Origin of the sequence: Bradyrhizobium sp. CSS354 (assembly GCF_029051725.1) — a bacterium.
Classification (GTDB): Bacteria; Pseudomonadota; Alphaproteobacteria; order Rhizobiales; family Xanthobacteraceae; genus Bradyrhizobium.
Window position 1 is genome coordinate 24,049 of the sequence record NZ_JAACFU010000031.1, and the last position, 23,322, is coordinate 47,370.

Sequence of the window (23,322 nt, forward strand, 5' to 3'; positions counted from 1 at the left end):
GCGGCCGCTCCCCCCGCGATCTTCGCCCCTTGGCATGTCCGGCATCCTGCGATAGCACCGACGGCCGATCGCAATTTGCGAGAATCATCTGCAAGGCTGCAGCGGCGGCATGGCGGTCGGTGCGTCCGGGGGTGCGATATGGCCAAGCAGCGGAATCTATCCGATGCCGAAATCGGCATCGTGAAGGCGATGCTCCGGAAAAGCTGGCGAAACGATGTCATCCACTTCTACTTCAACAAGCCGGACCGGCTGATCAGTTCGGGGCGCATCACCCAGATCAAGAAGGGTAAGTACGGGGCGTCCGTAGAGGAGGCGCCGCCGGAAGATCTCGAGGCGTTCCTCTCGGCCTGGCAGAATCCGGAGGCGAAGGTGCCCCCGACGCCTTCGCCGGTCGACTTGCGCATTCTCCGCTCGATGTTCGTCCGCGAAGCCGGCACGTGGCGTCTGGCCGGTGGCGAGACCGATCGCACCGAATGCAAGGCGGGGTTTCGGCTCCAGCCGGAGGATCGCTTCTCGAAGGCGCTGCGCGCGATCGCCGGGCTGGCAAATAACAAGGGAGGCTACCTGTTGTTCGGGGTCACGGACGCGACGTTCCAGGCCGACGGGCTCGCGGACGATGTCTTCACGAAGTCGGACATCTCGCTCCTCAACAGAATCCTGGTGGGAGCCCTCGATCCCGTCCCCCACGTGACAAAGGGGCTCATCGAGCTGGGCGGCAAGCAGATTGGTGTCCTGTACGTGGAGAAGCACGACCACGGCCCCGTCATCGCCATCAAGAACGTCGGTCAAGACGTAAAGGAAGGAGGCATCTACTTCCGCTACGTCGGGGAGACCCGCCTGATCAAGGCGGGCGAGCTCAGGCAAATCATCGCCGCGCGCGAGCAGCGGGCCGTCGCCGAGTTCAGCGCCCGCATGAACCGGGTCGCGATAGGTAAGGAAGCGACGATCGATCTTGACTCCGGCGAGGTCGCGGGCACCAGCGGCAAATTCCTCATAGACAAATCCCTGCTTCCGAGCATCCAGTTCGTGCGCGAAGGCGAATTCGACGAGAAGAAGGGCGCGCCGGCGCTCAGGCTGATCGGCGACGTCGAGCCGGTTTCGGAGGTCGAGAGGGAGCGGACGAAAGTCATTCGCGAGAACGTCACGCCCGACGCCGTCGTTCGCAACTTTCTACGGAATGAAAAGGTCGCCGAGCCGGTGCAGTACATCCACTTCCAGGCCCACGCCCAACGGAAGTGGTTTCCCGTGTGGTTCTACATCGACCAGGTCGGATGGACGGCCGCCGAGGTCGCCGAGGATCTTCGCAAACAGGTCGCCACCTACCCGTCGTCGCGCAACGCGCTGGTCGACCGGCTATCGGGGAAGGATTCGGCATTCCGCCAGTCGACCGGAAAAGCCGAGGCCCTGCGCGTGAAACTAGCGCGGGGCGAGATCAAGGCGCCGGCCGACATCGATGAGGACGTCGCTTTTGCAGCGGCGGTGCAGGCTCTACCAACGACTGTGAAGCCGAAGGACCTGGAAAGCATCCGGAAGATCCTTTTGGAGTGTCTGGACCGCGCTCAGGACCCCGACCCGCGAAGCAGCAATCGTCGCGGTGCTATCTACCGGGCCGCATGCTGGCTAGACGAACTGATCTACTCCAAGAAGAAATAGCGAAAATCACGCCGACTTCCGCCGCGCCCCCGCGGCCGGTTTCTTCGCAGCGGCCTCCTTGGCCGGCTTCTTGCCCGCGATCGGCATCAGCATTTCCTTCTGGCCTGCCGACGCCTTTTTCGGCTTCTTGGCGGACTTTGACGCCTTGGCCGGCGCGGCCTCCTGACCGACGCTCCGCCGCAGCGCCTCCATCAGGTTGACCACGTTGGTCGCCACCGGCTTTTCCTTCGGCGTGATCGCCTTGCCGGCGCGCTTCTGGTTGATGAGCTCGATCAGCGCGGACTCGTAGTGGTCCTCGAACTTTTCCGGCTCGAATTTGCCGGCCTTCTGGCTGACGATGTGCCTGGCGAGATCCAACATGTCTTTCGTCACCTTCACATCGTGGATCTCGTCGAAATACTCCTGCTCGCTCCGCACTTCGTACGGGTAGCGCAGCAGCGTGCCGACGAGACCCTTGTCCATCGGCTCGAGGGCGATGATGTGTTCGCGGTTGGTCAGCACCACCCGCCCGATAGCGACCTTGTTCATCTCGCGGATGGTCTCGCGGATCACCGCGAAGGCGTCGTGGCCGACTTTTCCGTCCGGACGGATGTAGTAGGGGCGGATTAGGTAGCGCGGATCGATGTCGGCCTTGTCGACGAACTCGTCGATCTCGATGGTGCGCGTGGATTCCAGCGCGATCTCCTCGAGCTCCTCCTTGGTCACCTCGATGAACTGATCCTTCTCGAGCTGGTAGCCCTTGACGATGTCCTCGTTGGGCACCTCGTCGCCGGTATCGGCATCGACCTTCAGGTACTTGATCCGATGACCGGTCTGACGGTTGAGCTGGTTGAAGGAAATCTTCTCGCTCTCCGACGTGGCCGGGTAGAGCGCCACGGGACATGTGACCAGCGAAAGACGCAGAAAGCCTTTCCAGTTCGCGCGGGGGGCCATGGTACGCAACGCTCCAGGTGCGGGGACTTGGATTCAAGACGAACGGGGCGGCGCGGTTCCGACATGCGCGGAGCCGGTCAACAGGAAAATCGGCCAGCCGCCCGCAGCGCGCGCGAATCCGGCTGAAAACGCCGTGAATCGCTTGTTTTCGAAGTATCTCGTGGAGGTTTCGGCCGGTATTGTGGACCAATGGACGCGCTGACCCGACTCCACAGAGACGAGCATTTTCCGGACCCGGCGGGCTTGGCCGCGATGGCCGAGGCGCTCGCGCGGTCGGGGGATTACCGGGTTCTGCGCCGCCTAATCCCGCGCATCCCGTCTTCCCCGGCAGCCGGACAGACCAAGGTCGGCATCCTGCTGGACACGGAGACCACCGGTCTCGATCACGCGAGGGACGAGATCATAGAGCTCGGGATGGTCAAATTCGACTACACGCCCGACGGCCGCATCGCCGGCGTCCGGGACACGTTTTCCGCCTTCAACGAGCCCTCCGCCCCGATCCCGCCCGAGGTGACGGCGCTCACCGGCATTACCGACGGAATGGTGGCCGGCCATAGAATTGACGAGGCCGCCGTAAACGCCTTCGTGGACGGCGCGGTGATCTCCATCGCGCACAATGCGGGCTTCGATCGCAAATTCGCGGAGCGGTACTGGCCGGTCTTCGAGCGCATGCCCTGGGCATGCTCGGTGACGGAGGTCGATTGGCGCACACACGGATTTGCGGGCGCACAACTCGGCTACTTGTTGAATGGCGCCGGCTTCTTCCACCAGGCTCATCGCGCGGTCGACGATTGTCACGCGCTGCTGGAGATCCTGGACTTCGTCCTGCCGACAACCGGCGCGCCGGCGCTGGCGCTGCTGCTCGAGAACGCCCGCAAGCCAACGATGCGGGTCTGGGCCGAGCAATCGCCGTTCGAGCTCAAGGACTCGCTGAAGAAGCGCGGCTACCGATGGAACGACGGCAGCGATGGGAGACCCAAGTCGTGGTTCATCGATGTCGACGAGACCGCAGCCAAAGACGAGATCGCTTTCCTGCGCACCGAGATCTACATGAGCGACGTCGAGCCCGGCTTGCAGAGGCTGACCGCGTTCACGCGGTTTTCAGCGAGAATTTAGCGCGCCGCATACCGATACCGCGCTCGTGCATTGCAACTAAACAGATTGAGTCTCAATTGGGCACGAAGCTCGACAGCTGGACACCGCTCAGGTGTGAGGAAGTATCGCGGTGGGTCCGGCCGAACCTTGGCTGTGCAGCCTCGCCCAATCGCGTTCAAGTTGGTAGCTTGTCGAGCCCAGTAACCGGGAGGCCCTCATGGACTCCGACCGTCAGTATGCCGTGGCGAGGCTACTGTTCGATTACGTGAAAAGTCCGTCGCTGCGGCATCTGCGCGATCCCCACAGCGTGCACAAGCTTGCGCGAGACATCGTGACCACGGTCGATCGGGCGGGCTCCGTCTGGAGCAAGTGGGATGCGCAGCGAGAAGAGGTGGCAAAGGCTGCCGCGCCGTGCTGGATTCCGACAGAAGATCTTCTCGCCTCCCTTAACAATCTGCCTGGGCCGCAGCTGACCAAGACCGATGTGGAGCAGCGGCTTCGCGCGATCTGGGAGGAGCCCTACACGAGCTATCCCAACGAAGACCTCAAGGAGGGCTGCCGGGCGTTGTATCTTGCCGAGAAGGCGCTGGGTACTGAGATGCGCGCCATCATCGGCATGCTGCAGGAGCATCTGGAGCGGGAAGACGAGAGGCTGCGGCGAGAGCAGGAGGATCGATACCGTAAGCTGAAAGAGGAAGAGCGCTTGCGGCTCGAGGAGCGCTTTCTCTCCGGATCCGATTGTGGCTGGACGCCCGTCGGCGGATCCGGGGCTCTCTACTGTCGTCGCAACGGCAGGACGTTCCGTATCGTGCAAGACAAAGATAAGCGCTGGACCCTCTATCGAATAAAAGCGATCGACGACAAAGGAGACTTGCTCGGAGTCTATCAAGGTCGGGGTGATGCGAGTACGGCGCTGAAGACGATCGCCTACGCTAAAGAGAGCTAGGTTCGGCGGGGGCCCCTTTTCGCGGCTCGAGGCGTCGTCTTCGATGCGAACAAGCCGCCGCCGCAGAAAACGATGTGCTCTGGTGCTTTGAGGGTGCATCGGTGCAAGACCACGCGGGACTTTCGCGCTGCCCATCCCACCAATGACCTTCGTTCGGAAGCAAACGAAAAATTCTAATCCGGTAGGCGCAAACGTTCCCACATGGCTGCGGAAAGCCTATGTTTCATCGCCGAACCCAATGGAGCGGAACCAGTGATGGCAACACGGATAGACCCGGTCGATCCTCAATCGATGCTCGACATTTTCCAGCAAACCAACGGCAACCTGCTTGCGCGCATGACCCAGGTCGTTGCCCTCGCGCAGCGGGACGGTATCACCATGGATGGCTACCTCGCCAGGCAACTCAGGCTGCAAGCGTTCTCCTCCCTCCTTACCGACCATCCAAGGCTCAAGGAGACCTACTCCGAGAAGGCTTTGATCTCCGCGTGTGCGACTTGCATTCTGGTGCAACCACCGATCAACCCAGTGGGCGGAGACGAGACGACGTTCGAATTAGCGGAGTTCGAACGCGTCGCGGCCAGAGCTGAACTCTAAAACCGACGGATCACCTGCGGCATTCGCCGAAGGTGCGATAGAAGATCCCTTTCGATGACCGGCTTTAACCACTGCGCGGACTGCGCCTGCTGGTGCTTGAACTATGGCCGGAGGTGCCCCCCCGACCGGCGCATGCAGCCGCGCAGGCTCGCCTTCCCACTCGACCGGCGCCGCTCCAAGGGATTTTATTGCGGTGGCGATCTGAGCGCTTCGTACGGCCTGACGCGGGTGTGGCAAGCCATGTGCTTTGACTAAATACGGTTTCCTTTAACCGGAAAACCCTCGGTCAGCCGACTTGACGAGAGCTTCGGGCCTCCAGAGATCGCCCCCCGCACCGCCTTTTTCCGCTCACCGTAAGTGTTGATAGGTGCTCGTTTCTTCTTCGAACTCTTGCGCATAATCTTTTTCACAGCGGGCCTCCCCTGCGGAGACTATCGCTAAGCATTATGCAATCCAAGGGGGCGCCGTCACGAGGATACTCGCATGGGGGTTTGCTTTTGCCACCAAGCGAACCAAGACAAGAAGCATCCCCGCTGGGATCTCGTCCAGCAAAAGTCTTGGGTGGGTTGTCGACAAGACCACAAAGTCGAAGCTGCGTTGTTGAAATTGTTGGGCTCTCATAGAGGCGTTGCCGACTACATCCGGGGTCTCGAGAGCAAGATCAACGAACGGCAAAAGCGATGATTATACGACGAGAGGGCGCGAGGCTGCCATGACGGTTCACGAGCAAATCGAAGATCTCGTCGGCCGTCGCCCGGGATTAACAGAAGCTGAGATCGCTTCAGTTCTGTTCGGGGCCGAGGGCTACCAGCAGAGGGTGAATTCGGACTGCAGATGGCTCGTTGGACAGGGACGGATTGCCCGCCGCGGGGAAGGTGGTCCTGCAGATCCTTTTCGCTACCATCTAAAGTAATCGAACGCCGGGCCCGGAATAGTCGCCGACGGCTGAAAACTCCCCATCCTCTGCGACTCCAGGCATAGTGGACGCAGATCTCCGCCCACGGTTCGTCGAGCTCGAAAGGAGTCGATCGAGCGCAGCAGGCCAGGCTGTCGCCGCTAGTGCGACTTGAGCTGCCTCGCTGGAAACTTCTTCTGCCAGGTCTCGACCAAAAACAGCGAGACGGTACTGGCGGAATGGATGGCCAAACGCGCGATACGCGGATCGATCCTACGGAAGCCCCGCTCGCGCCCGTGCGCGTCGCCGGCGTGGGTCCGGAGCGAGCCCACTCCATTCACGACCGAATTCAAGCCACCGAGAATGGTACGGACGTCATTCGCGATGTCGTCGGCCACTCCCGGCTTGTCCGGCGTCAGTCCAAGAGGCTCGCGCACCGCCTGGTAGAGACCCTGGATATCCTTCTTCGATGGCAGCGGCTCGCCCAATTCGACAAGGACCGAGCGGCAGACGCTTTCCACCACCGAGCAGGCCGATGTGACAGCGTCCTCGGGGTCATTTTCCGCGCTCGCGAGGGCGCGGTCGAGATCCCGGTTCACGGTGTCGAAGTCGATAACCGCGACCGCGCCGGCGAGCGCGTCGACCACGCTGGCGGACCGGCCGGGGGTGCCTAGGCGGACCTGAGGGCCGGCCCGCTGGAGCTCGAGTCCGTCGTACGAAAGGCGCGCGTTGAGGTAGGCGATCACAGCGTCCAGCCGGCCCGGATCCGAAAGGAAGTCCCGTGGATCGGCCGCCCGTTCGATGATGTTCCTCAGGATCGTCTGGTCGCCGGTACGATTGGCCCGCTCGAGAGCCTCGACGAGGGCCGGCAAGCGCGACGACCCGCCGACAGACATCGCGACGTTGCAACTGCGCATGAAGGATTCGAGTCTGGAAGCCGATCTGTAGATGCCAACCGGAGGCGTCTGATCGTTGCCTCCGCCGCCCGATATGACCATGGCGAGGGCCTCGATCGACTGCGGAGCGAGACGAATATGCATCGTTCAAACTGCTCAAGTAACCGACAAAAACACCACCACTTTACCGCAAAGGGGAATGCACGCGCTTGGATGGTTCGCGGTATGCTGCCCTCCAACGACTTCAAGCTTAGTCGCTCGGCACAGGCGAGAGATCGTCTGCACGCAACGATCCGGAAAGCCTGGCCAGGTCCGCCTTCTTCCGTTCGGCCCACTGCGCAAGATTCTGAGGCCTGTACGATTCGTCGCTCTGCCATCGCTCGAGGACCGAACTGTCGATTGTCTCGTTGATGGAACTTTCGACGGCGGTACTCGAATCGATCGGATCAGCCCCGATCGGCCGCTGATATTCTCTTTGGAGATACCGGTAGAAACCCCCGAGAAAGCTTCCGTAGGAATCGATGACGGGCGACCGGATCTTGGGAGAGAATTGTTCGACATCACTGCGAAACGAAAGCCCCTGGGCGGCGGCCCGCTTCATCATCCAGGCGAACGGCCTCTGTGACAACAGATCGTTGGAATAGCCGCCGCCCACATTGGCGTGCGCGCCAACGAACCAGCGCTGCTCCGCCTCCGCAAGCGATCGGGGAGGCCTCGGTTGATCCGCTTTCAAATCCTTAGGAACACTTCTGGTCCATAGTGTAGGCGCGAAATCGGGGCGGTGCTCGTCGATCGCCAGCGCATGCGCCGCTGCGATATTCGGGGTGCGAAGGCTGGTGTTGAGAAACGAGTGGCTTTTCTTGAAGCGGCTGATGCCCATGGGAACGCCGAGGGATCCCACGGTGTCGAACACCCCCAGGAATTTGATGTTCACGAAACGCGAGTACCGGACCAGCCATTCCTCCTCCAAGGTGGGATTCTTCGGAGGGTGGTTCAGAAGGCGCTCGATCGAGGGCACCGTCAAACCAAGGCGATAGCGATCGTAAAGCTGCTTGATCGACAATGGCCCGCCTGGCTTCAGCACGCCGCAGCGGGAGACGAAGCCCGACAGACTGCGGGCCGTGTAGGATCCCCGGGAAAAACCGAAGATGAATATGTCGTCGCCGTCGTTGTAATTCTCGACCAGCCATTGATAGGTTTCGAGGAGTATGTCGTCGATCCCGACGCCGAACATTCCGCCGCGCACTTTGCTGCCGACCTGTGTTCCAAGGCCGGCGTTGTAGTAGATCGACTGTCGGACCTGATCCGCCCCAACGGGAGCGGCAAGTGCGCGGAGCCGCCAGACGTTCGTGTTGTCGTTGGTCGTATTCCAGGTGCCGTCGAGGAAGAGTGCTATCCGCTTCTTAGGCTGTTCGCCTGCCAATTCGCCGGTCATTCTCAATCCTTTTGGTGAGTAATGGCGGAGATGTTACTTGTAGTTGTGAGGATTGGCGAGCGCAGTGCACTCCCGGCGCTGGCTCCTCAACAGAAAGAACCGGAGCTACCGACCTTGCCCGTCCCGGACTTCATGCCCCTCATCTAGCGGCAAGCTTCCTGTGTCGGCCGAGCCGGGTCTCCCGTCGTCGCGGCCGGCCAGACCCCTCGGAGGGATGCGCCGGCGACGGCCCTGAGACGCCTCCAAATCGATTGACTTCGACGGCCGGGGAGGCCAGTCCGGTGGTACACAGCGGTGGTCGCAAACCTTCGCCGGCCTCTTTCGGGAACGCCTGTTTCAGTGGGTTTTCGGGGTGTCGGCGGGCTTCGGTCGGGAATCCCTCCCTCTCCGCCAATATCATCCGCCACAATAAAACGGCTTCCAGAAAGCTCGGCAGATCAGTCTGATCTTGCCGGCTCTCGCTCCGCCAGCGCCGTCCGCGCCGTCGCCACAAACGCCTGCGCGGCTGGCGACAACGTCCGCCCCTGGCGCTGCAGCAGCGACACCGGGCGGGTGATGGCAGGACGTATCAGCGGCTTTGCGATCAGAGTCGGAAATTGATCCGCCGGCAGCATCGTCGCAGGAAGGATCGCGAGGCCGAGACCCTGCGCCGTCATGGCGAGTGCGGTGTTGATCAGCGTCACTTCATAGGTTGGGTTGAGGTGCTTGCCCTGGGTGCCCAGCGCCTGATCGATCTGCATGCGAATCCGCGTCTCGCCCCGCATCGCGATCGTGGGCATCTGAGCCAACTCGTCCCATGTCAGCGAGCGGCGTGCCGCGAAGTCGGCGGTGCGCCGGCCGATGGCGCTCAGGCGGCCGCGGGTCAGCGTCTCGACCGTCAGCTCCGCGAATTCTCCCTCGACGCTGCCGATCGCGAACTCCGCATCCGTCGCGATCAGACGCGGAACGAGATCGTCGGCGGCGACATCGCGCATGTCGATTTCGATATCGGGATAGCCTGCCCGGAATTTTGCGAGCACCGAGGGCAGCAGCGCCGATGCGGTACCGGCTGAGGCGAGAAACGCGACCCGGCCGGCGCGCGCCTGCGCCAGGTCGCGCATGCGCCGCGACAGGCCCAGCGCATCGCCCAGCATGCGTTCGGCGGCATGAACTGCCTCGTCAGCGGCCAGCGTCGGCTGCACCGAACGAGTGGAGCGATCGAACAGTTTGACGCCAAGCTGCGCTTCGAGCTGCTGGATCAACAGGCTCGCCGCCGATTGCGTGATCCCCAGCTCGCGCGCGGCCCGCGTGATGCTGCGCGTGCGGTACACGCCGGTGAAGGCCTGCAATTGCCGCAAGGTGACGTTCATAGGTAAAGCTCATGAATTGATGAGTTCTTTCCGGCTTATCACATAAGCGAGCATGCAATAAAATGCATGTCGTGGACGGTGAAGCCACGATCGCCAAGGGATCGGAAACGAACATGAGGACACAGGTGCTGGTGGTGGGCGCCGGGCCCGTCGGATTGACCGCGGCGATGGATCTGGCTTCCCGTGGGATCGACGTCGTGGTCGCGGAGATCCGCCATGCCGGCGATCCGCCCAGCGTCAAATGCAATCACGTCTCGGCGCGTTCGATGGAGATCTTCCGCCGGCTCGGCGTCGCCGCAAAGCTGCGCGACGCAGGCCTGCCCGCAGATTTCCCGAACGACTGCTCCTACCGGACCACGGCGACCGGCATCGAGCTGTGCCGCATCGACATTCCCTCGCGCGCACGCCGCTACAGCGCCACTGGTGGCCCCGATACCTGGTGGCCGACGCCGGAGCCGCCCCACCGGATCAACCAAGTCTATCTCGAGCCGATCCTGTTCAGCCATGCCGCCGCTCAGTCGCGCATCACCATTCTGGCGCGCACGGAAATCACGGACATCGAGCAGAATGACGATCATGTGGTTGCACTGGCGCGCGACCTCGACAGCGGAAGCTCGCTCCGCATCGAGGCTTCCTTTGTGATCGGTTGCGATGGCAGCCGTTCCCTGGTTCGCAAATCGATCGGTGCCAGCCTGTCCGGCACGCCGGTGATCCAGCGCGTGCAATCGACCTTCATCGAAGCGCCGCAGCTCAAGGAGCTGATGGGCGCGCACAAGCCGGCCTGGATGGTGCTCTCGCTCAACCCGCGACGCTCAGGCACGACGGTGGCGATCGACGGTCGTGACCGCTGGCTGATCCACAATCACCTGAAGCCAGACGAGCCCGAATTTGATTCGGTCGATCGGGACTGGGCGATCCGCGCCATTCTCGGCGTCGACGAGCGTTTCGAATACCGCGTCCTCAGCAGGGAGGACTGGGTCGGCCGCCGGCTTGTCGCCGATCGCTTCCGCGACCGCAGGGTCTTCATCTGCGGCGACGCCGCGCATCTGTGGATGCCGTATGCGGGCTACGGCATGAATGCGGGCATTGCGGACGCCATAGACCTGTGCTGGCAGGTGGCGGCGCATCTGAACGGGTGGGCGCCGGCTTCGATCCTCGATGCCTACGAGGCGGAGCGTCAGCCCATCACCGAACAGGTGTCGCGCTTTGCCATGGACCATGCGATGAAGATGATGGCGCAGCGTGGCGGAGTCTCCGCGGAGATCGAGCACGACACGCCGCGCGGCCACGCGGCGCGCGCAGCGCTGGCCAGGGCGGCCTACGATCTCAACGTTCAGCAATATTGCTGTGCCGGATTGAACTTCGGCTACTATTACGATGCCTCGCCGATCATCGCCTATGACGGCGAGACGCCGCCGGCCTACGCGATGGGCAGCTTCACGCCCTCCACCGTGCCCGGCGCTCGCGCGCCGCACCTGTTTCTGCGGGACGGGCGATCGCTCTACGATGCCTTCGGGGCCGGCTACACTTTGCTGCGGTTCGATCCGGCGATCGATGTGGCGCCATTGAAGTCTGCCGCAGAGCAGCGCGGCATTCCGCTCGCGCTGCTCGACATCGCGCCGGACGAAGCGAACGGCGCGTATGCCGAGAAGCTGGTGCTGGCGCGGCCCGATCAGCACATCGCCTGGCGCGGGCAGGCCGCGCCGGCGGACCCACAAGGCTTGCTGACGCGCATTACTGGCGCTTCGGCGTAAGGCGATTTGAAGCGGACGGTCTCGCGGCGAAGTCCGTCAGGACGTGGTTTACAAAGTCGTAGTTCACAAAGGCGTGGTTCACAAACAAGAACGCACCGGGGAGGGAAACGTGTTTCACGTTGTAAGCCGCCGCATTTTGGCCGTGCTGACGGCCGCGAGTTTCGCCGTGTTGCCGCTGGAGGCGGGCCGAGCGGCCTATCCCGAGCAATTGATCAAGATCATCGTGACCTTTCCGCCCGGCGGCAGCGCCGATACCGTCATCCGCGCGCTCGAACCGCTGGTCATTGCCGAGCTCAAACAGGGTCTCGTGATCGAGAACCGCGCGGGTGCTGGAGGCAACATCGGCATGGCCGCGGTCGCGCAGGCCAAGCCTGATGGCTATACGCTCGGCGTCGCGCCGGCAGGCAGCCTGACGGTGAATCCGCATCTCAATTCGTCGATGCCGTTCGATCCGAAGGATCTTGCGCCGATCACCCTGCTCGCGGAAATTCCCTTCGTGCTGGTTGCGTCAGCGAACGTGCCGGCGCATACGGTCGCGGAAACGATCGCGCTCGCCAAGGCCAAGCCGGGCGCGTTGTCGATCGGACATGGCGGCAATTCGACAGCCATGCACTTGACCGCAGCACTGTTCACGCAGAAGACCGCGATCGCCATGGAGCTGGTCCCCTATCGCGGGACCGCGCCGGCGACGGTCGACGTTCTCGCAGGCCATGTCCCCTTCGCGGTACTGGATATCCCCGCATCGAGGCAACTGATCCTCGAAGGCAAGCTCAACGCCATCGGTGTGTCGTCTGCGCAGCGTCTGTCGTCCTTGCCCGATGTGCCGACACTAGCCGAGAGCGGGATTGCGGGTTTCGAATCCGTTGGCTGGTTCGGGCTGGTTGCTCCGGCCGGCACGCCAGCCGATATCGTCGGCCGGTTGAACGAAGCCTTCGGAAAAGCCCTGAAGGACCCGTCGGTGGTCGAGAAGATCCGGACGCTTGGCGCAGAGCCTGCACCGACCTCGCCCGAGCAGTTCAGCCGCTTCATCCAAAGCGAAAGCTCGAAATGGGGCAAGCTGATCAGTGAAGCGGGCATCAAGGCGAATTAAGTATCGTCTGCGTAGCCCCGTTGCTCGTCGACGGTCATCCCCGGCTCGCCCTCAGCGCCCGCCGCATCATGACCGCCGCCCAGTCAGACGATCCGCCCCCGCGTAAGTCATTGATCTTGCAGCCCCCGTCTACTGTGCATGGGGTTGTTTTCGCGCTTTTTGTTGTTGGGCCTTGGAAAGCTTACAGGTAATCGTCACGTCACCCCGGCTGGCCTCTGCAGTCGGGATCACCACCCACAAGGCGAGACGGGCATGCAATCTTCCGGCAGTGGCTGGGGCAACGGGCTTCTTGGCGTCATCATCTTCAGCGGCTCGCTGCCGGCGACGCGCGTGGCGGTCGGCGGGTTCTCCGCGCTGTTCCTGACCTCGGTGCGCGCGGTCATCGCGGCGCTGATCGGCGTGGCCGTGCTCGGCCTGCTCCGTCAGGCGCGGCCGCAGCGCAAGGATCTCGTCTCGCTCGCCATCGTCGCCATCGGCGTCGTGGTCGGCTTTCCCTTGCTGACGGCGCTTGCGCTGCAGCACATCACCTCGGCGCATTCGATCGTCTTCATCGGGCTCTTGCCGCTGTCGACCGCGATCTTCGGCGTGCTGCGCGGCGGCGAGCGGCCGCAGCCAATGTTCTGGCTGTTCGCTGTTCTGGGCAGCGCCACGGTCGCGGGCTTTGCCCTGTCCAACGACGGCACCGCATCGCTCACCGGCGATCTGCTGATGGTCGCGGCCATCGTGCTGTGCGGGCTCGGCTATGCCGAAGGCGCCGCGTTGTCGCGCCGGCTCGGCGGCTGGCAGGTGATCTCCTGGGCGCTGCTGCTGGCGCTGCCGCTGATGCTGCCGGTCGCGATTCTAACCTGGCCGCCGACATGGAGCGGCATCAGCGTGCCCGCCTGGATCGGGCTCGCCTATGTCTCGGTCTTCAGCATGTTCGTCGGTTTCATCTTCTGGTATCGCGGGCTCGCGGTCGGCGGCATCGCCCGCGTCGGCCAGTTGCAGCAGCTCCAGCCGTTCTTCGGGCTCGCGCTTGCAGGCTGGCTTCTGCACGAACCCGTGGCCTGGAGCATGATCGTGGCGACCGCGCTGGTGGTCGCCTGCGTGTTCTTTGCGCGGCGGTTTGCCTGAGGCCGAATTGATGTGGCCTTAGTTCTTGCCCGGTTGCGGCTTTTCGATCCCCGGCAGCCGCGCGATCCTCTCGGCGAGAAAATCGATCAGCAGCCGTACCCGCGCGATGCCGGATCGCTCCGGGACAATCAGCATGTTGAGCGGAACGGAAGGCGGCGCGTAGTCTTGAAGCACGTGCTCGAGTTGGCCTGAGGCAAGCAGGTCGTCGACGAGCCAAAGATGGGCCGGCGCAATGCCACGACCGGCCGCGAGCGCCTCGCGTGCGGCAAGCCCGTGATCCACCCGCAGCCGCCCTGCGAACGGGACCACATGGCGGCCGCCGCGCCGCCCGTGCAGCACGAGCACGTCGCTGCCGGCGATGTTCGACATCCTGACACCCTCATGGCTGGCGAGATCTTGCGGGCGCGTGGGCCTGCCGCGCGAAGCCAGATAGTCGGGTGCGGCCACGAGCACCCGCCGCGACTGACCAAGCAGCCTGAGCTTCATCGAACTGTCGGGGAGCGGCCCCAGACGGAGGGCGATATCGACGCCTTCCCGCACCAGGTCAATCCGCTCGTCGGTCAGGCTGAGATCCACCGCCACGTCCGGATAGCGGTCCTGAAACGCGAACACGAAACGACTGACATGGAGCACACCGAAGGCCGCGGTGCAGGAGACGCGCACCGTTCCGGCCGGCGCGCCGCGCGTGCTGCGCACCTCGTCGACCGCCAGTTCGACCAGGCGCAGGATCTGCACGCAGTCGGCGTAGTAGCGGCGCCCCTCCTCCGTCATCGTCACGCTGCGCGTGGTCCGCGTGAGCAGCGACACGCCGACGGCCTGCTCCAGTTCCCGAAGATGCCGCGTCACTGTCGACTGGCCGAGACCAAGCTCGCGCGCGACCGCGGACAGGCTTCCGCGCTCGGCGACCCGCACGAAGCTGCGCATGCGTTCGAGCGTAACGTCCGATCTATCCATATTTCGGCATGATCCTATCCATCGGCGACAACTACCGGATTGCAGCCGTGCACGCTACCTGCTGCTCGCAATCGTCAACCAAGGTGCTGATCATGAAAGTGTTGATCGTCTTCGCTCATCCCGAGCCGCGCTCCCTCAATGGCTCGCTTCGCGATGTCGCCGTCAGAGAACTCGAGGCTGAGGGACACGAGGTACGGGTGTCAGACCTTTACGCCCAGGGCTGGACATCCGAAATCGGTCGCGCCGACTTTCCGCTGCTGCCGCCGGACGCGCGGCTGGCGCCGGCCGCCGCCTCCAAGCAGGCGTTCGAGTCGGGCACACTCACCGCGGACGTCAACGCCGAGATCGAGAAGCTGCTGTGGGCGGACGTCCTGATCCTGCAATTCCCGCTGTGGTGGTTCAGCATGCCGGCCATCCTCAAGGGCTGGGTCGACCGCGTGTTCGCCTACGGTTTCGCCTATGGCGTCGGCGAGCACAGCGACAAGCGGTGGGGCGACCGTTACGGCGAAGGCAGGCTAGCGGGCAAACGCGCGATGCTGATCGTGACCGCCGGCGGCTGGCAGGAGCATTATTCGGCGCGCGGGATCAACGGACCGATCGACGACCTGCTGTTCCCCATCAATCACGGCATCCTCTATTATCCGGGATATGACGTGCTTCCGCCGTTCGTTGTCTACAAGGCTGACAAACTGGACGAAGCCGGTTTCCAGGGGACGGCCGAACGTTTGCGCGAGAGGATGCGAACGCTTGCGACGACAGCGCCGATTCCTTATCGGCGCCAGAATGGCGGCGATTACCTGATTCCGAGCATGCAGCTCCGCGCGGGACTCGAGCATTCCGGCGCGAGCGGCTTCGCGCTTCACGTCGAGCAGGCCGCGGCACGCAGCCCCAATGGTGAGCCGAGCTCCATGCGCTCGGCGACGGAGGATTGCGCGGCAACGGCGTAATCCGCCGTCCGCGCACGACATCACCCCATCACCGTCCGCGTCAGCGTGCTCCGCGCAAATTTCTTCAGCGGCATCGGCTTGCCGAACAGAAAACCCTGCACCAGGTCGAAGCCGAGTTCGTTGGCGGCGACGAGGTCGGCGCGGCTCTCGACGCCCTCGGCGACGGCGCGCACGCCATAGCCATGTGAGAGCTCGACGATGTGGCGGCACACCGTGCGCTTGAGGCGATCAGTGCCGCTGCCGGTGACGAAGTGCCGGTCGGCCTTCAGCTTGATGAAGGGAATTTTTCCGAGGTCCATCAGCGACGGCCAGTTGGCGCCGAGATTGTCGATCGACAGGCCGATATTGTGCAGACGCAGTTCGCGGGCGACCTCGACCAGGAGATCGAGGTCGCGGATCGCCTCCTCGCTGTCGATCTCGATCGTCAGCCCGCCGAACGCCGGATGCGTCGGCATGCGGCGGCAGAGATCGCGCACGGCCTGCGGCTCCTTCAGATAGGACGACGGCAGGTTGATCGCGAGATCGACCGGGCTCTGCTGCTCCAGCAGATAGTGCCAGTCCTGCATGGCGCGCTCGATCACGAATTCGGAGAGGTCGCGCAGATTCGGGTCGTGCTCTTCGGGGATGAAATAGGCCGGCGGCACCACGCCCCAGGTCGGATGCCGCATCCGCACCAGCGCCTCGGCGCTACTGCGGATCAGCGTGCGCGCGTCGATCTTGGGCTGGTACCACAGCTCGAGCCAGCCGGCATGCAAGGCCTCGCCGACATGCACGGCTGGGCTCGGCGCCGGCTCCTCGGGCAACAGCATCGCGACGCGCTCGCGCAGCGTCTCCGCGGCAAACGGCGTGGTCAGCGGCGGCAGCATCTTGAGGCCGTATTCCTCGCCGACCTGCTGCACGGCCCTGACGATGATCGACTCGCGGGCGCCGACAGTCAGAACCCTGCCGTCGAAGGCCTCGCGCACCAGCGTCTCGAGAAATTTGCCGGGCTCGATGCCATCGGCGGCGATGCCGAGCAGGATCAGGTCGGGCAATTCGCTCGTCAGCACGCTCTGCAGCTCCTCGGCGCTGGCGCATTCGGTGGTGACGAAGCCGAGATCCTCCAGCACCTCTGCGAGAAACGCGCGCAGATGGCGCTTGCCGTCGGCCACGCATGCGCGCGGCTTCACCTTTCGCCGTCCGAAGGTCTTCGGCCTTCGTTCGGCGAGTTCTACAATTTCGTCGTTCATCGCAAGCACTCCCGTTCCGTGCCGGTGTGTTAGCGACGTGAGCAGTTTCAAATATGGAAGGCTTCAGTCGATTGTCGAATTATCTGGGTAACGTTAAAGCACCCATCATGTCTAAAATTGTCCGGGTCTCGTTCGGGATGTTTTTACGTCTGCTCGCGCATCGGGCGCGGGGTTGCGGCAATCACTGGAAATTTCGCGACGTGCAGCGCGGCTGCATGCGCAGGCACTGTCCTGCAATTGGACCAAGCCTCGCGTGCCTCGCCAAATTCAATAACGGAGCGCCTCAATTGCCCGCGGTGCGCGCATTTTTCCCGGCTCGCTCGTGACGGTTCTGCGACAATGCGTCGGTGCGCGCTGGCGCCCGTGTGAAGCACATCACAAGCGAATTGCTGCACTTGCGCTATTGCTTCGGGCAGCCGGTGGTGGGCTGTCGAGGATCGCAGCAATGACGTCGCGGCGAATAATGTATTGGTGGTTCAGGTTCGTGCTGTCAGGGCGATTTCTCGATCGCTTCCTGTGCCTGCCGCGCGCGCATTAGCGCGGGATCAGGTTTGGCCGATCAGCTTGCGCAACGCGGCCGCGCCGTCCTCGATCACATCGCGTCCCTTCCAGGCCAGATAGGACAGCTTTCCGCCGAGCGTATCGTGGCTGCGCAGCCGGCGCGAGCCGAGAATGTGGCCGACATTGGAGGGAAAGCGGCTCACCTCGGCGGACACCAGCGCCGCGATCGCGTCCATCAATTGCTGCAGCCGAATGCCCCACTCACACTGCTCGATGCCGTCGATCCGCACTTTGAGCGCATATTCGGTGTCGTAGATCTCGGTGAGCAGGTCGCGCGCAATCAGCACCCGGTTGTGCCGGAGCGCGATGCGCAAGGCGAGGCGCCTGTCGTCGAGTTGGTCGAGCACCATATGAACGACGCAGGCATAGGGCGTGGCGGCGACATCTGTGGCGCTCTTGCTCGCGGCGGCCTTGGTGGCAAGGCGCACCAATTGCCAGAACGTCTTCAGCCGCCTCGCCACCAGCGTCAGCGCAAACGGCAGCGCCTCGGGATGAGCCTTCTTGAAGGCGTCCAATCGTGCGGTGATCTGATCAACCTGGCCGTCGTCGAATTTCGCGATCTTCTCGGGCAGCTTTTCGTTGAACTTCGGCAGCGCGGCGCCGGCGCGCAGCACATGTTGCATCTTCTTCACGTCGTCGAAGGCGGTGCGCGATGCCGTGTATTGCGCGAGCTTGCCGCGCGCGAACTCGGTGCTCTCTGCCGATGCGAGGGTGCTCTCGAGAACCTTGACGACCTTGGTCTGGAAGGTCGATGCGATCTTCAGCACTTCCTTCTGGTTGTTGGCGGCGACCTGGTCGTTGATCGCCTTGATGTAGTCGCGCGCCATGGTCGGCAGCAGGTCGCGGCAAATCCACTCCCAGATCGGGGTGAGGGTGTTGCGCGAGATCCGCCCCATATTGGCATGCTCGGGCGCGCCGTCGATCAGAAGCAGCTCGAGCGGCGCAAAGAAATGGCGCGAGGGACTGGTGGCGCGCGCCTGGCTCGATCCGTCCTTGCGAAATTCGGCGCGCAGCCGCGATTGGAGCTCGGATGAGCCCGGCATGTCGATGCCGCACAGCTCCAGCCGTTCGAGCTCGCTGAGCAGGCAGCTGCGCGACAGCGGCGTCAGCTTCTGCAAGAAGTCCGATAGCTGGTCGATCTCGTTCATGGCACGCAATCTTCCGCAACGATTCCAGCAGGCCTATCGGCCGCATGCATGGAGGCATTTGCGCGCTCTCAATTGCGACATAGAGAAGCAAGCCGCCGTTAATATATCCGTAAAATCCGGGGCGGCGGGTCATCGGCGCGGATCGGGTCGTTAAGAAGGCTTCGGGTGACCCGCCTACCATTTGAGCAGGTTCAGCAACCTAAGAATGCCGAGGGATGTTGGCCCACTAGCATAAAGTGTGCCTGTGCCGGAGTTTCAGCACAAAGCTGCCAAATTCACCGTAGTCTTACGGAGCAAAAAGTTAACCACAGACCGCGTTGGGTTCCGCTAAACGAGTGACATGGGGTCACAGAATGATACGGCCACTGATTCGCGGCCGTCGGAATGGTACGAAAGCAACGCCGCTCCAACTGAAGAGCCCGATGTCGTCCGCTTGAACGCCGCCCGCGCCAGGGCGGCCGACGAAATGGCCGCCGCCGCCATCGCCCGCGAGCTCAACGGTCCGCTCACGGCGCTCCTGCTCTACATGGGCGAGATCAAGCATCACAGCGATCAGCTCGCGCCGGTGACGGGCGACCGTGCCTATTTGCAGCGGGTCGTGGAGAATGCGCTGGTGCAGACCGAGCGGGTTTGCGGCCTCGTCAAACAGCTTGCCGGTTCTCACACGGGTGGCTTGCCGATCGCGTCCAGGGCCGAGGACGCCGAATTGAAGCTCGCGCGCGCGCCACAGCCAAAGCGCGAGCCGAGCGCCGAAGTGCTCGGCCTGTCGGGCCAGAAGCGGCTGACCAAGCGCGAGCGCGAGGTGCTGAGGCTGATCAGCGAGGGTTATTCGAACAAGCAGGGTGCGCTTCGGATGCAGATCAGCCCGCGCACCTTCGAGAGCCATCGCGCCGAGGCGATGCGGAAGCTCGGTGCGCGCAACACCGCGGACCTCGTCCGTGCGGCGCTGCTGCATTCGATCGACTGAAGGTTCTTGCGTCGGGCCGCCCGCCAGCTCGATCGCGCTCAGAAATAATCTTCGGCGAAAGGACGCGCGCGCGATGAGGGCCGCAGCGGCTTGAGCTCTTCCTTCGGCGCGTTGGGAATGATCGTGATGGTCCAGCGGGGCGGCATGCTCGATTCCTGCTCCAGCACCGAACGCACGAAGCCCGTCACCGTCTCCTCGCCAGCGGCCACCGTCGCCATCCGGCCGTTGAACTGTGCGATGCGGAAGCGGCGAACTTCTTTCTGGTCCGCGGTCTCGTAGGTGAACATGGAAACCCTCCTGGTTTCCGGCGACTATCGCTGCCTATGATTAGCCATCTGTGAAAATCCCAAGCCGTAGAAGTACGGCGGGGATGCACGCGTGAGTGGCTAGAGCATTTTCGCCTGAAGTGGATACCGGTTCGCGTGAAGAAAACGCGTCAAATAGGAATCTAGCCCGACGGCTCCTGCGCGCGCGCGGCGGCATAGGCCGCGTCCATCAAGTCCAGGAGGTCGCGAAAGCCGGCGTCGCCGAGCCTCGCCGCGGTCGTCTCCAGCCGCAGCGCCAGCATCGCGAGTCTGACATAGCCGAACGTTCCGGCCGCGCTCTTCAGCGAATGCGCTTCGCGCGCGATCCTGCCATGGTGCTGCGCGAGCGAGAGCGTGCGGAACGATTGCAGACGCGCGCAGGTCTCGCTCCAGAACACGTCGCGCACTTCGCAAGCACCGTCCTCGCCGATCTCGCGCACCAGCGCCTGGTACGCGCCCGGCTCGCGCGCGGGCTCGGCATCAAGCGCTGTCTGCGCAGGCGCGACGGTGACTTCGAACATGGTTTGGCCTGCCTTGATCACGGATCGTTTGCCGCCGGCCCATACAGGCGCGGGCGGCACGTCCGTGTCTACGGCATCTGGATTTCAGTTCCGGTAGCAGGACATTCCGTGTTTGCGGGCCGGAATTAGCCGCCGGTTTACCACGCCACAGCACCAGTCAGCGCGGGCCGAGCAGCCGGTCATACTGCGCCTTCACGGTGGCATAGCATTCGCACGCCGTCTGGCGCAGGCCGTCCAGGTTGAGGATCTGGATGTGTCCGCGGCTGTAGTTGATGAAATTCGCCTGCTGCAAGGTATTGGCGACCAGCGACACGCTGTTCCGCCGAGCGCCGATCATCTGCGCCATCGCTTCCTGGGTCAGCAGCAGCCGGTAGTCGCCGGAGAGGTCATGGGTGTGCAGCAGGCAGCGCGACAGCCGCGACTCCACCGGATGGGCGGCGTTGCAGCCCGCGGTCTGCTGCACCTGCGCGTAGACCGCCAGTCCGTGACGCGTGAGCAGCGTCCGCAGGGTACCGCTCTGGTCGGCCGCGATGCGCAGCCGGTCGAGGTCCATCATCGAGGCGGAGCCGGGAACCAGCACGATGGCCGTGTTCAGCGCGCAGGCATCGCCCATGGTCGAGAGCGTTCCGAGCAGGCTGTCGCGGCCGATCATGGCGACTTGCACGTGCTCGCCCCTGGCGAGTTCCACCACCAGCGAGATGACGCCGCGATGGGGAAAGTAGGCGCGCTTGAGCGTTTCGCCGGTCTCGACCAGCACCGCGTCATGCGGCAGATCGCACGTACGCAGGTGCGGGCGGATCAACTCATAATCGTCTGCCGACAGCGCGGACAGGAAACCGTTGGAGGAACGCACGATCGTTTCCAAAGTCGCCTCCCGTCTCCCGGACCAGCGGGCCGCAGCACCCGAAACTGCTTGCCGTCCGGGTAAGTTCCATCATGTTCCCCTCGGGATATATTGGCAATTGAGACAAGTTGTCCGATCGCAGTCAGCGCCGCGGCACGTCGCTTCGCCAAGACAGATTCCCTGACCATTTCCAAGGTACCGAGCTGGTGTCCCAGCAGATCCAGATCGGTCGACTGGCATCGGCTCGGAGGGCGGTCGCGGTCATGGTTGATCCGCTGGGTTCCGAAGTGATCCGCGCCGCGTCCGATCGGTCATCCGGTTGTGCGGCAGCAAACTTCATTATAAAGGTTGTGTCGCCCGGCGTATACCCGTTGGGGCGCAGACAAGCTCGGCCATTTGCGGCGGAAATGAGAATGGCACGCTGATTGGCTCATGAGCCGGCGCGCCAGCCCTGCGAGCTTGTGCAGGTAAAAGCGGCAAGCGGGCCTTCATGACCGGAAGCACTGCATTCGCGCCGCGTCAGTCGCCTTCCCTGCTCCGCCAAGGACGTTCTCAATAGTCCACTTCTCGAGCAAAGGAGCATGGCGTGCGCCACGGTTCAATTATTGAATCGCCGATTCTGGAAGCTCAAGCTGGGACAGAAGGTCTGCGCCATATCCTCGTCGTCGACGACGACCCGATGGTCTGCATGGCCATCGAGATCTATCTCCAGCGCAACATTTTCGGGTGACGATCGCCGAAGGAGGGGAAGCCGGACTTCGCGCGCTCGAACACCAACAGTTCGACCTGATGATCATCGATATCTTCATGCCGCACATGCGCGGGTTCGAATCGGTCCGGATCTTCCACGAGCGGGCCCCGGCCGTTCCGCTGATCGCGATGTCCGGCTACGCGTTCGCAAATCTGAATTCGCCAGCTCCCGATTTCCTCCGGATGGCGCTGGAGCTCGGTGCGGCGCGCTGTCTGCGCAAGCCGTTCACGCCGCACGCGCTGCTCGCCGCGATCAACGATTGCCTCGCGGAGCACAGTTCCCACCGCGACCTTGCCTCGGCCGCGCGCCTGGGTTAGCGCCGGCACCGGCCGCAGTGGACGCGGGTAACCGTTCGTTTACCGCGAATGCGGGTCTTGCGTATCTCGGCAAAGCACCAAGCGAAAGTGGCGAGACCGCTCCGGATTGCAGGCGGCTCCATACAATTCCGCGAAGACCGCGCATATCGTTCTTTACAAGCAGGGCTTTCCCGCGCGCCTGGTCCCGCTGTTATCGGCACGTTCACCTAACGCGTCTCGCCGTTGCGGCGTGGTGCTGGTTTTGCCGAAAAACGCTGTCGCATGCGGTCGAACGGCAAACTTGTCTTCAATATCCGTATTAGCACGGAGGATGAAATTAACGGGACCGTGAAAGGGGATGTCTAACGATCCAAGGCGGGGACTTCCGTTCATGCCAAGCGCGGCTCGGGCGTCGAGGTTCAGATCCAGGTCAGTAAGGCGTAGCTCATGGATGATCTGTTGCGGGAGTTTTTGACGGAAACCAGCGAGAGCCTGGACACCGTGGACAACCAGCTGGTGAAGTTCGAGCAGGAGCCGAACAACGCCAAGATCCTGGATAACATCTTCCGTCTGGTCCACACCATCAAGGGCACGTGCGGCTTCCTCGGATTGCCGCGGCTGGAAGCGCTGGCGCATGCCGGCGAGACGCTGATGGGCAAATTCCGTGACGGCATGCCGGTGACCGGGCAGGCGGTGACGGTGATCCTGTCGTCGATCGACCGCATCAAGGAAATTCTGGCCGGGCTGGAGGCGACCGAGGCCGAGCCCGAGGGCACCGACCGCGATCTCATCGACAAGCTGGAAGCGATGGTCGAGCAGGGCATGGCCGCAATGGCCGCAGGTGCGGCCGCTGCTCCCGTGGCTGAAGCGCCGCCGCTGGTGCCGGACGCGCCTGTCGCCGTTGAAGCCGCGCCGACCCCCGGCGTGCTGGCCGACCAGAGCCTGGAGCGTCCGCTGCGTCCGGGCGAAGTCTCGCTCGACGAGCTCGAGCGCGCCTTCCGCGAGACCGCGATCGAAGTCCCGGCCCCGGTTGCCAAAGCTGAAGT

20 protein-coding genes and 1 pseudogene are annotated in these 23,322 nt (G+C 63.4%); 11 read left to right on the top strand and 10 right to left on the bottom strand.

The features are described from left to right. The first annotated feature begins 138 nt into the window (after window positions 1–138). Window positions 139–1,653, top strand: coding sequence for a helix-turn-helix domain-containing protein (locus GWG67_RS36270; RefSeq protein ID WP_275174480.1), 1,515 nt, complete (start codon window positions 139–141; stop codon window positions 1,651–1,653). Between the two features lie 6 nt (window positions 1,654–1,659). On the opposite strand, the gene GWG67_RS36275 is transcribed toward GWG67_RS36270, so the two are convergent. After that, window positions 1,660–2,586, bottom strand: a complete 927-nt coding sequence (locus GWG67_RS36275) for a Ku protein (RefSeq protein ID WP_275174481.1) — start codon at window positions 2,584–2,586, stop codon at window positions 1,660–1,662. Between the two features lie 252 nt (window positions 2,587–2,838). Here GWG67_RS36275 and GWG67_RS36280 point away from each other — a divergent pair, with 252 nt between their 5' ends. From GWG67_RS36280 to GWG67_RS36290, 3 genes are all read left to right on the top strand, one after another. Further along, window positions 2,839–3,702 (top strand): 3'-5' exonuclease, encoded by an 864-nt coding sequence (locus GWG67_RS36280; RefSeq protein WP_275174482.1) that lies wholly within the window; start codon window positions 2,839–2,841, stop codon window positions 3,700–3,702. Between the two features lie 196 nt (window positions 3,703–3,898). Then, window positions 3,899–4,627: a hypothetical protein gene (locus tag GWG67_RS36285; RefSeq protein WP_275174483.1), complete on the top strand. Its 729-nt coding sequence runs from the start codon at window positions 3,899–3,901 to the stop codon at window positions 4,625–4,627. Between the two features lie 255 nt (window positions 4,628–4,882). Further along, a complete protein-coding gene (locus GWG67_RS36290) occupies window positions 4,883–5,221 on the top strand; it encodes a hypothetical protein (RefSeq protein WP_275174484.1) in 339 nt (112 codons plus the stop codon). A 1,056-nt stretch (window positions 5,222–6,277) separates the two neighbouring features. Here the strand turns inward: GWG67_RS36290 and GWG67_RS36295 are convergent. From GWG67_RS36295 to GWG67_RS36305, 3 genes are all read right to left on the bottom strand, one after another. Then, window positions 6,278–7,156, bottom strand: a complete 879-nt coding sequence (locus GWG67_RS36295) for an abortive infection family protein (RefSeq protein WP_275174485.1) — start codon at window positions 7,154–7,156, stop codon at window positions 6,278–6,280. Window positions 7,157–7,262: 106 nt separating this feature from the next. Next, entirely contained in the window at window positions 7,263–8,447 is a 1,185-nt protein-coding gene (locus GWG67_RS36300) for a DUF2235 domain-containing protein (protein WP_275174486.1), read from the bottom strand. A gap of 437 nt (window positions 8,448–8,884) precedes the next feature. Next, window positions 8,885–9,796: a LysR family transcriptional regulator gene (locus GWG67_RS36305; protein WP_275174487.1), complete on the bottom strand. Its 912-nt coding sequence runs from the start codon at window positions 9,794–9,796 to the stop codon at window positions 8,885–8,887. A gap of 113 nt (window positions 9,797–9,909) precedes the next feature. Between GWG67_RS36305 and GWG67_RS36310 the strand changes: the two genes are divergently transcribed. From GWG67_RS36310 to GWG67_RS36320, 3 genes are all read left to right on the top strand, one after another. Continuing rightward, the gene (locus GWG67_RS36310; protein ID WP_275174488.1) at window positions 9,910–11,550 is read left to right on the top strand and encodes an FAD-dependent oxidoreductase; all 1,641 of its coding nucleotides are present in this window, start codon (window positions 9,910–9,912) and stop codon (window positions 11,548–11,550) included. A 109-nt stretch (window positions 11,551–11,659) separates the two neighbouring features. Next, window positions 11,660–12,640: a tripartite tricarboxylate transporter substrate binding protein gene (locus GWG67_RS36315; RefSeq protein ID WP_275174489.1), complete on the top strand. Its 981-nt coding sequence runs from the start codon at window positions 11,660–11,662 to the stop codon at window positions 12,638–12,640. Window positions 12,641–12,892: 252 nt separating this feature from the next. After that, entirely contained in the window at window positions 12,893–13,753 is an 861-nt protein-coding gene (locus tag GWG67_RS36320; RefSeq protein ID WP_275174490.1) for a DMT family transporter, read from the top strand. An 18-nt stretch (window positions 13,754–13,771) separates the two neighbouring features. Here the strand turns inward: GWG67_RS36320 and GWG67_RS36325 are convergent, their stop codons facing one another. Beyond that, complete coding sequence (locus GWG67_RS36325; RefSeq protein WP_275174491.1) at window positions 13,772–14,707, bottom strand: LysR family transcriptional regulator; 936 nt, start codon at window positions 14,705–14,707, stop codon at window positions 13,772–13,774. A 92-nt stretch (window positions 14,708–14,799) separates the two neighbouring features. On the opposite strand from GWG67_RS36325, the gene GWG67_RS36330 reads away from it, so the two are divergent. Beyond that, window positions 14,800–15,654: an NAD(P)H-dependent oxidoreductase gene (locus GWG67_RS36330; RefSeq protein WP_275174492.1), complete on the top strand. Its 855-nt coding sequence runs from the start codon at window positions 14,800–14,802 to the stop codon at window positions 15,652–15,654. Window positions 15,655–15,674: 20 nt separating this feature from the next. Here GWG67_RS36330 and GWG67_RS36335 read toward each other — a convergent pair whose 3' ends face one another. Together GWG67_RS36335 and GWG67_RS36340 are read right to left on the bottom strand one after the other, a co-directional pair. After that, on the bottom strand, window positions 15,675–16,883 hold the full coding sequence (locus tag GWG67_RS36335; RefSeq protein WP_275174493.1) for an EAL domain-containing protein: 1,209 nt from the start codon (window positions 16,881–16,883) through the stop codon (window positions 15,675–15,677). 545 nt (window positions 16,884–17,428) lie between these two features. Beyond that, window positions 17,429–18,592 (bottom strand): hypothetical protein, encoded by a 1,164-nt coding sequence (locus tag GWG67_RS36340; protein WP_275174494.1) that lies wholly within the window; start codon window positions 18,590–18,592, stop codon window positions 17,429–17,431. Window positions 18,593–18,932: 340 nt separating this feature from the next. Between GWG67_RS36340 and GWG67_RS36345 the strand changes: the two genes are divergently transcribed. Beyond that, window positions 18,933–19,559, top strand: a complete 627-nt coding sequence (locus tag GWG67_RS36345; protein WP_275174495.1) for a LuxR family transcriptional regulator — start codon at window positions 18,933–18,935, stop codon at window positions 19,557–19,559. A 38-nt stretch (window positions 19,560–19,597) separates the two neighbouring features. On the opposite strand, the gene GWG67_RS36350 is transcribed toward GWG67_RS36345, so the two are convergent. The 3 genes from GWG67_RS36350 to GWG67_RS36360 form a co-directional block, all read right to left on the bottom strand. Beyond that, window positions 19,598–19,846, bottom strand: coding sequence for a hypothetical protein (locus GWG67_RS36350; RefSeq protein WP_275174496.1), 249 nt, complete (start codon window positions 19,844–19,846; stop codon window positions 19,598–19,600). A 161-nt stretch (window positions 19,847–20,007) separates the two neighbouring features. Beyond that, on the bottom strand, window positions 20,008–20,385 hold the full coding sequence (locus GWG67_RS36355) for an Hpt domain-containing protein (RefSeq protein ID WP_275174497.1): 378 nt from the start codon (window positions 20,383–20,385) through the stop codon (window positions 20,008–20,010). Window positions 20,386–20,542: 157 nt separating this feature from the next. After that, entirely contained in the window at window positions 20,543–21,241 is a 699-nt protein-coding gene (locus GWG67_RS36360) for a Crp/Fnr family transcriptional regulator (protein WP_275174499.1), read from the bottom strand. A 634-nt stretch (window positions 21,242–21,875) separates the two neighbouring features. Here GWG67_RS36360 and GWG67_RS36365 point away from each other — a divergent pair. Together GWG67_RS36365 and GWG67_RS36370 are read left to right on the top strand one after the other, a co-directional pair. After that, window positions 21,876–22,297: pseudogene (locus tag GWG67_RS36365) on the top strand (response regulator). 426 nt (window positions 22,298–22,723) lie between these two features. Further along, window positions 22,724–23,322, top strand: a 599-nt coding sequence (locus tag GWG67_RS36370) for an Hpt domain-containing protein (RefSeq protein ID WP_275174498.1), incomplete at its 3' end; no start/stop codon positions are given.

Excerpts from the sequence above, each read along its gene's own strand:
- GWG67_RS36335 (WP_275174493.1), bottom strand. The coding sequence starts at position 16,883 with ATGAACGACGAAATTGTAGAACTCGCCGAACGAAGGCCGAAGACCTTC.
- GWG67_RS36340 (WP_275174494.1), bottom strand. The coding sequence starts at position 18,592 with ATGAACGAGATCGACCAGCTATCGGACTTCTTGCAGAAGCTGACGCCG.
- GWG67_RS36305 (WP_275174487.1), bottom strand. The coding sequence starts at position 9,796 with ATGAACGTCACCTTGCGGCAATTGCAGGCCTTCACCGGCGTGTACCGC.
- GWG67_RS36270 (WP_275174480.1), top strand. The coding sequence starts at position 139 with ATGGCCAAGCAGCGGAATCTATCCGATGCCGAAATCGGCATCGTGAAG.
- GWG67_RS36275 (WP_275174481.1), bottom strand. The coding sequence starts at position 2,586 with ATGGCCCCCCGCGCGAACTGGAAAGGCTTTCTGCGTCTTTCGCTGGTC.
- GWG67_RS36285 (WP_275174483.1), top strand. The coding sequence starts at position 3,899 with ATGGACTCCGACCGTCAGTATGCCGTGGCGAGGCTACTGTTCGATTAC.
- GWG67_RS36310 (WP_275174488.1), top strand. The coding sequence starts at position 9,910 with ATGAGGACACAGGTGCTGGTGGTGGGCGCCGGGCCCGTCGGATTGACC.
- GWG67_RS36350 (WP_275174496.1), bottom strand. The coding sequence starts at position 19,846 with ATGTTCACCTACGAGACCGCGGACCAGAAAGAAGTTCGCCGCTTCCGC.
- GWG67_RS36295 (WP_275174485.1), bottom strand. The coding sequence starts at position 7,156 with ATGCATATTCGTCTCGCTCCGCAGTCGATCGAGGCCCTCGCCATGGTC.
- GWG67_RS36355 (WP_275174497.1), bottom strand. The coding sequence starts at position 20,385 with ATGTTCGAAGTCACCGTCGCGCCTGCGCAGACAGCGCTTGATGCCGAG.
- GWG67_RS36330 (WP_275174492.1), top strand. The coding sequence starts at position 14,800 with ATGAAAGTGTTGATCGTCTTCGCTCATCCCGAGCCGCGCTCCCTCAAT.
- GWG67_RS36320 (WP_275174490.1), top strand. The coding sequence starts at position 12,893 with ATGCAATCTTCCGGCAGTGGCTGGGGCAACGGGCTTCTTGGCGTCATC.
- GWG67_RS36300 (WP_275174486.1), bottom strand. The coding sequence starts at position 8,447 with ATGACCGGCGAATTGGCAGGCGAACAGCCTAAGAAGCGGATAGCACTC.
- GWG67_RS36325 (WP_275174491.1), bottom strand. The coding sequence starts at position 14,707 with ATGGATAGATCGGACGTTACGCTCGAACGCATGCGCAGCTTCGTGCGG.
- GWG67_RS36280 (WP_275174482.1), top strand. The coding sequence starts at position 2,839 with ATGGCCGAGGCGCTCGCGCGGTCGGGGGATTACCGGGTTCTGCGCCGC.
- GWG67_RS36290 (WP_275174484.1), top strand. The coding sequence starts at position 4,883 with ATGGCAACACGGATAGACCCGGTCGATCCTCAATCGATGCTCGACATT.
- GWG67_RS36345 (WP_275174495.1), top strand. The coding sequence starts at position 18,933 with ATGGGGTCACAGAATGATACGGCCACTGATTCGCGGCCGTCGGAATGG.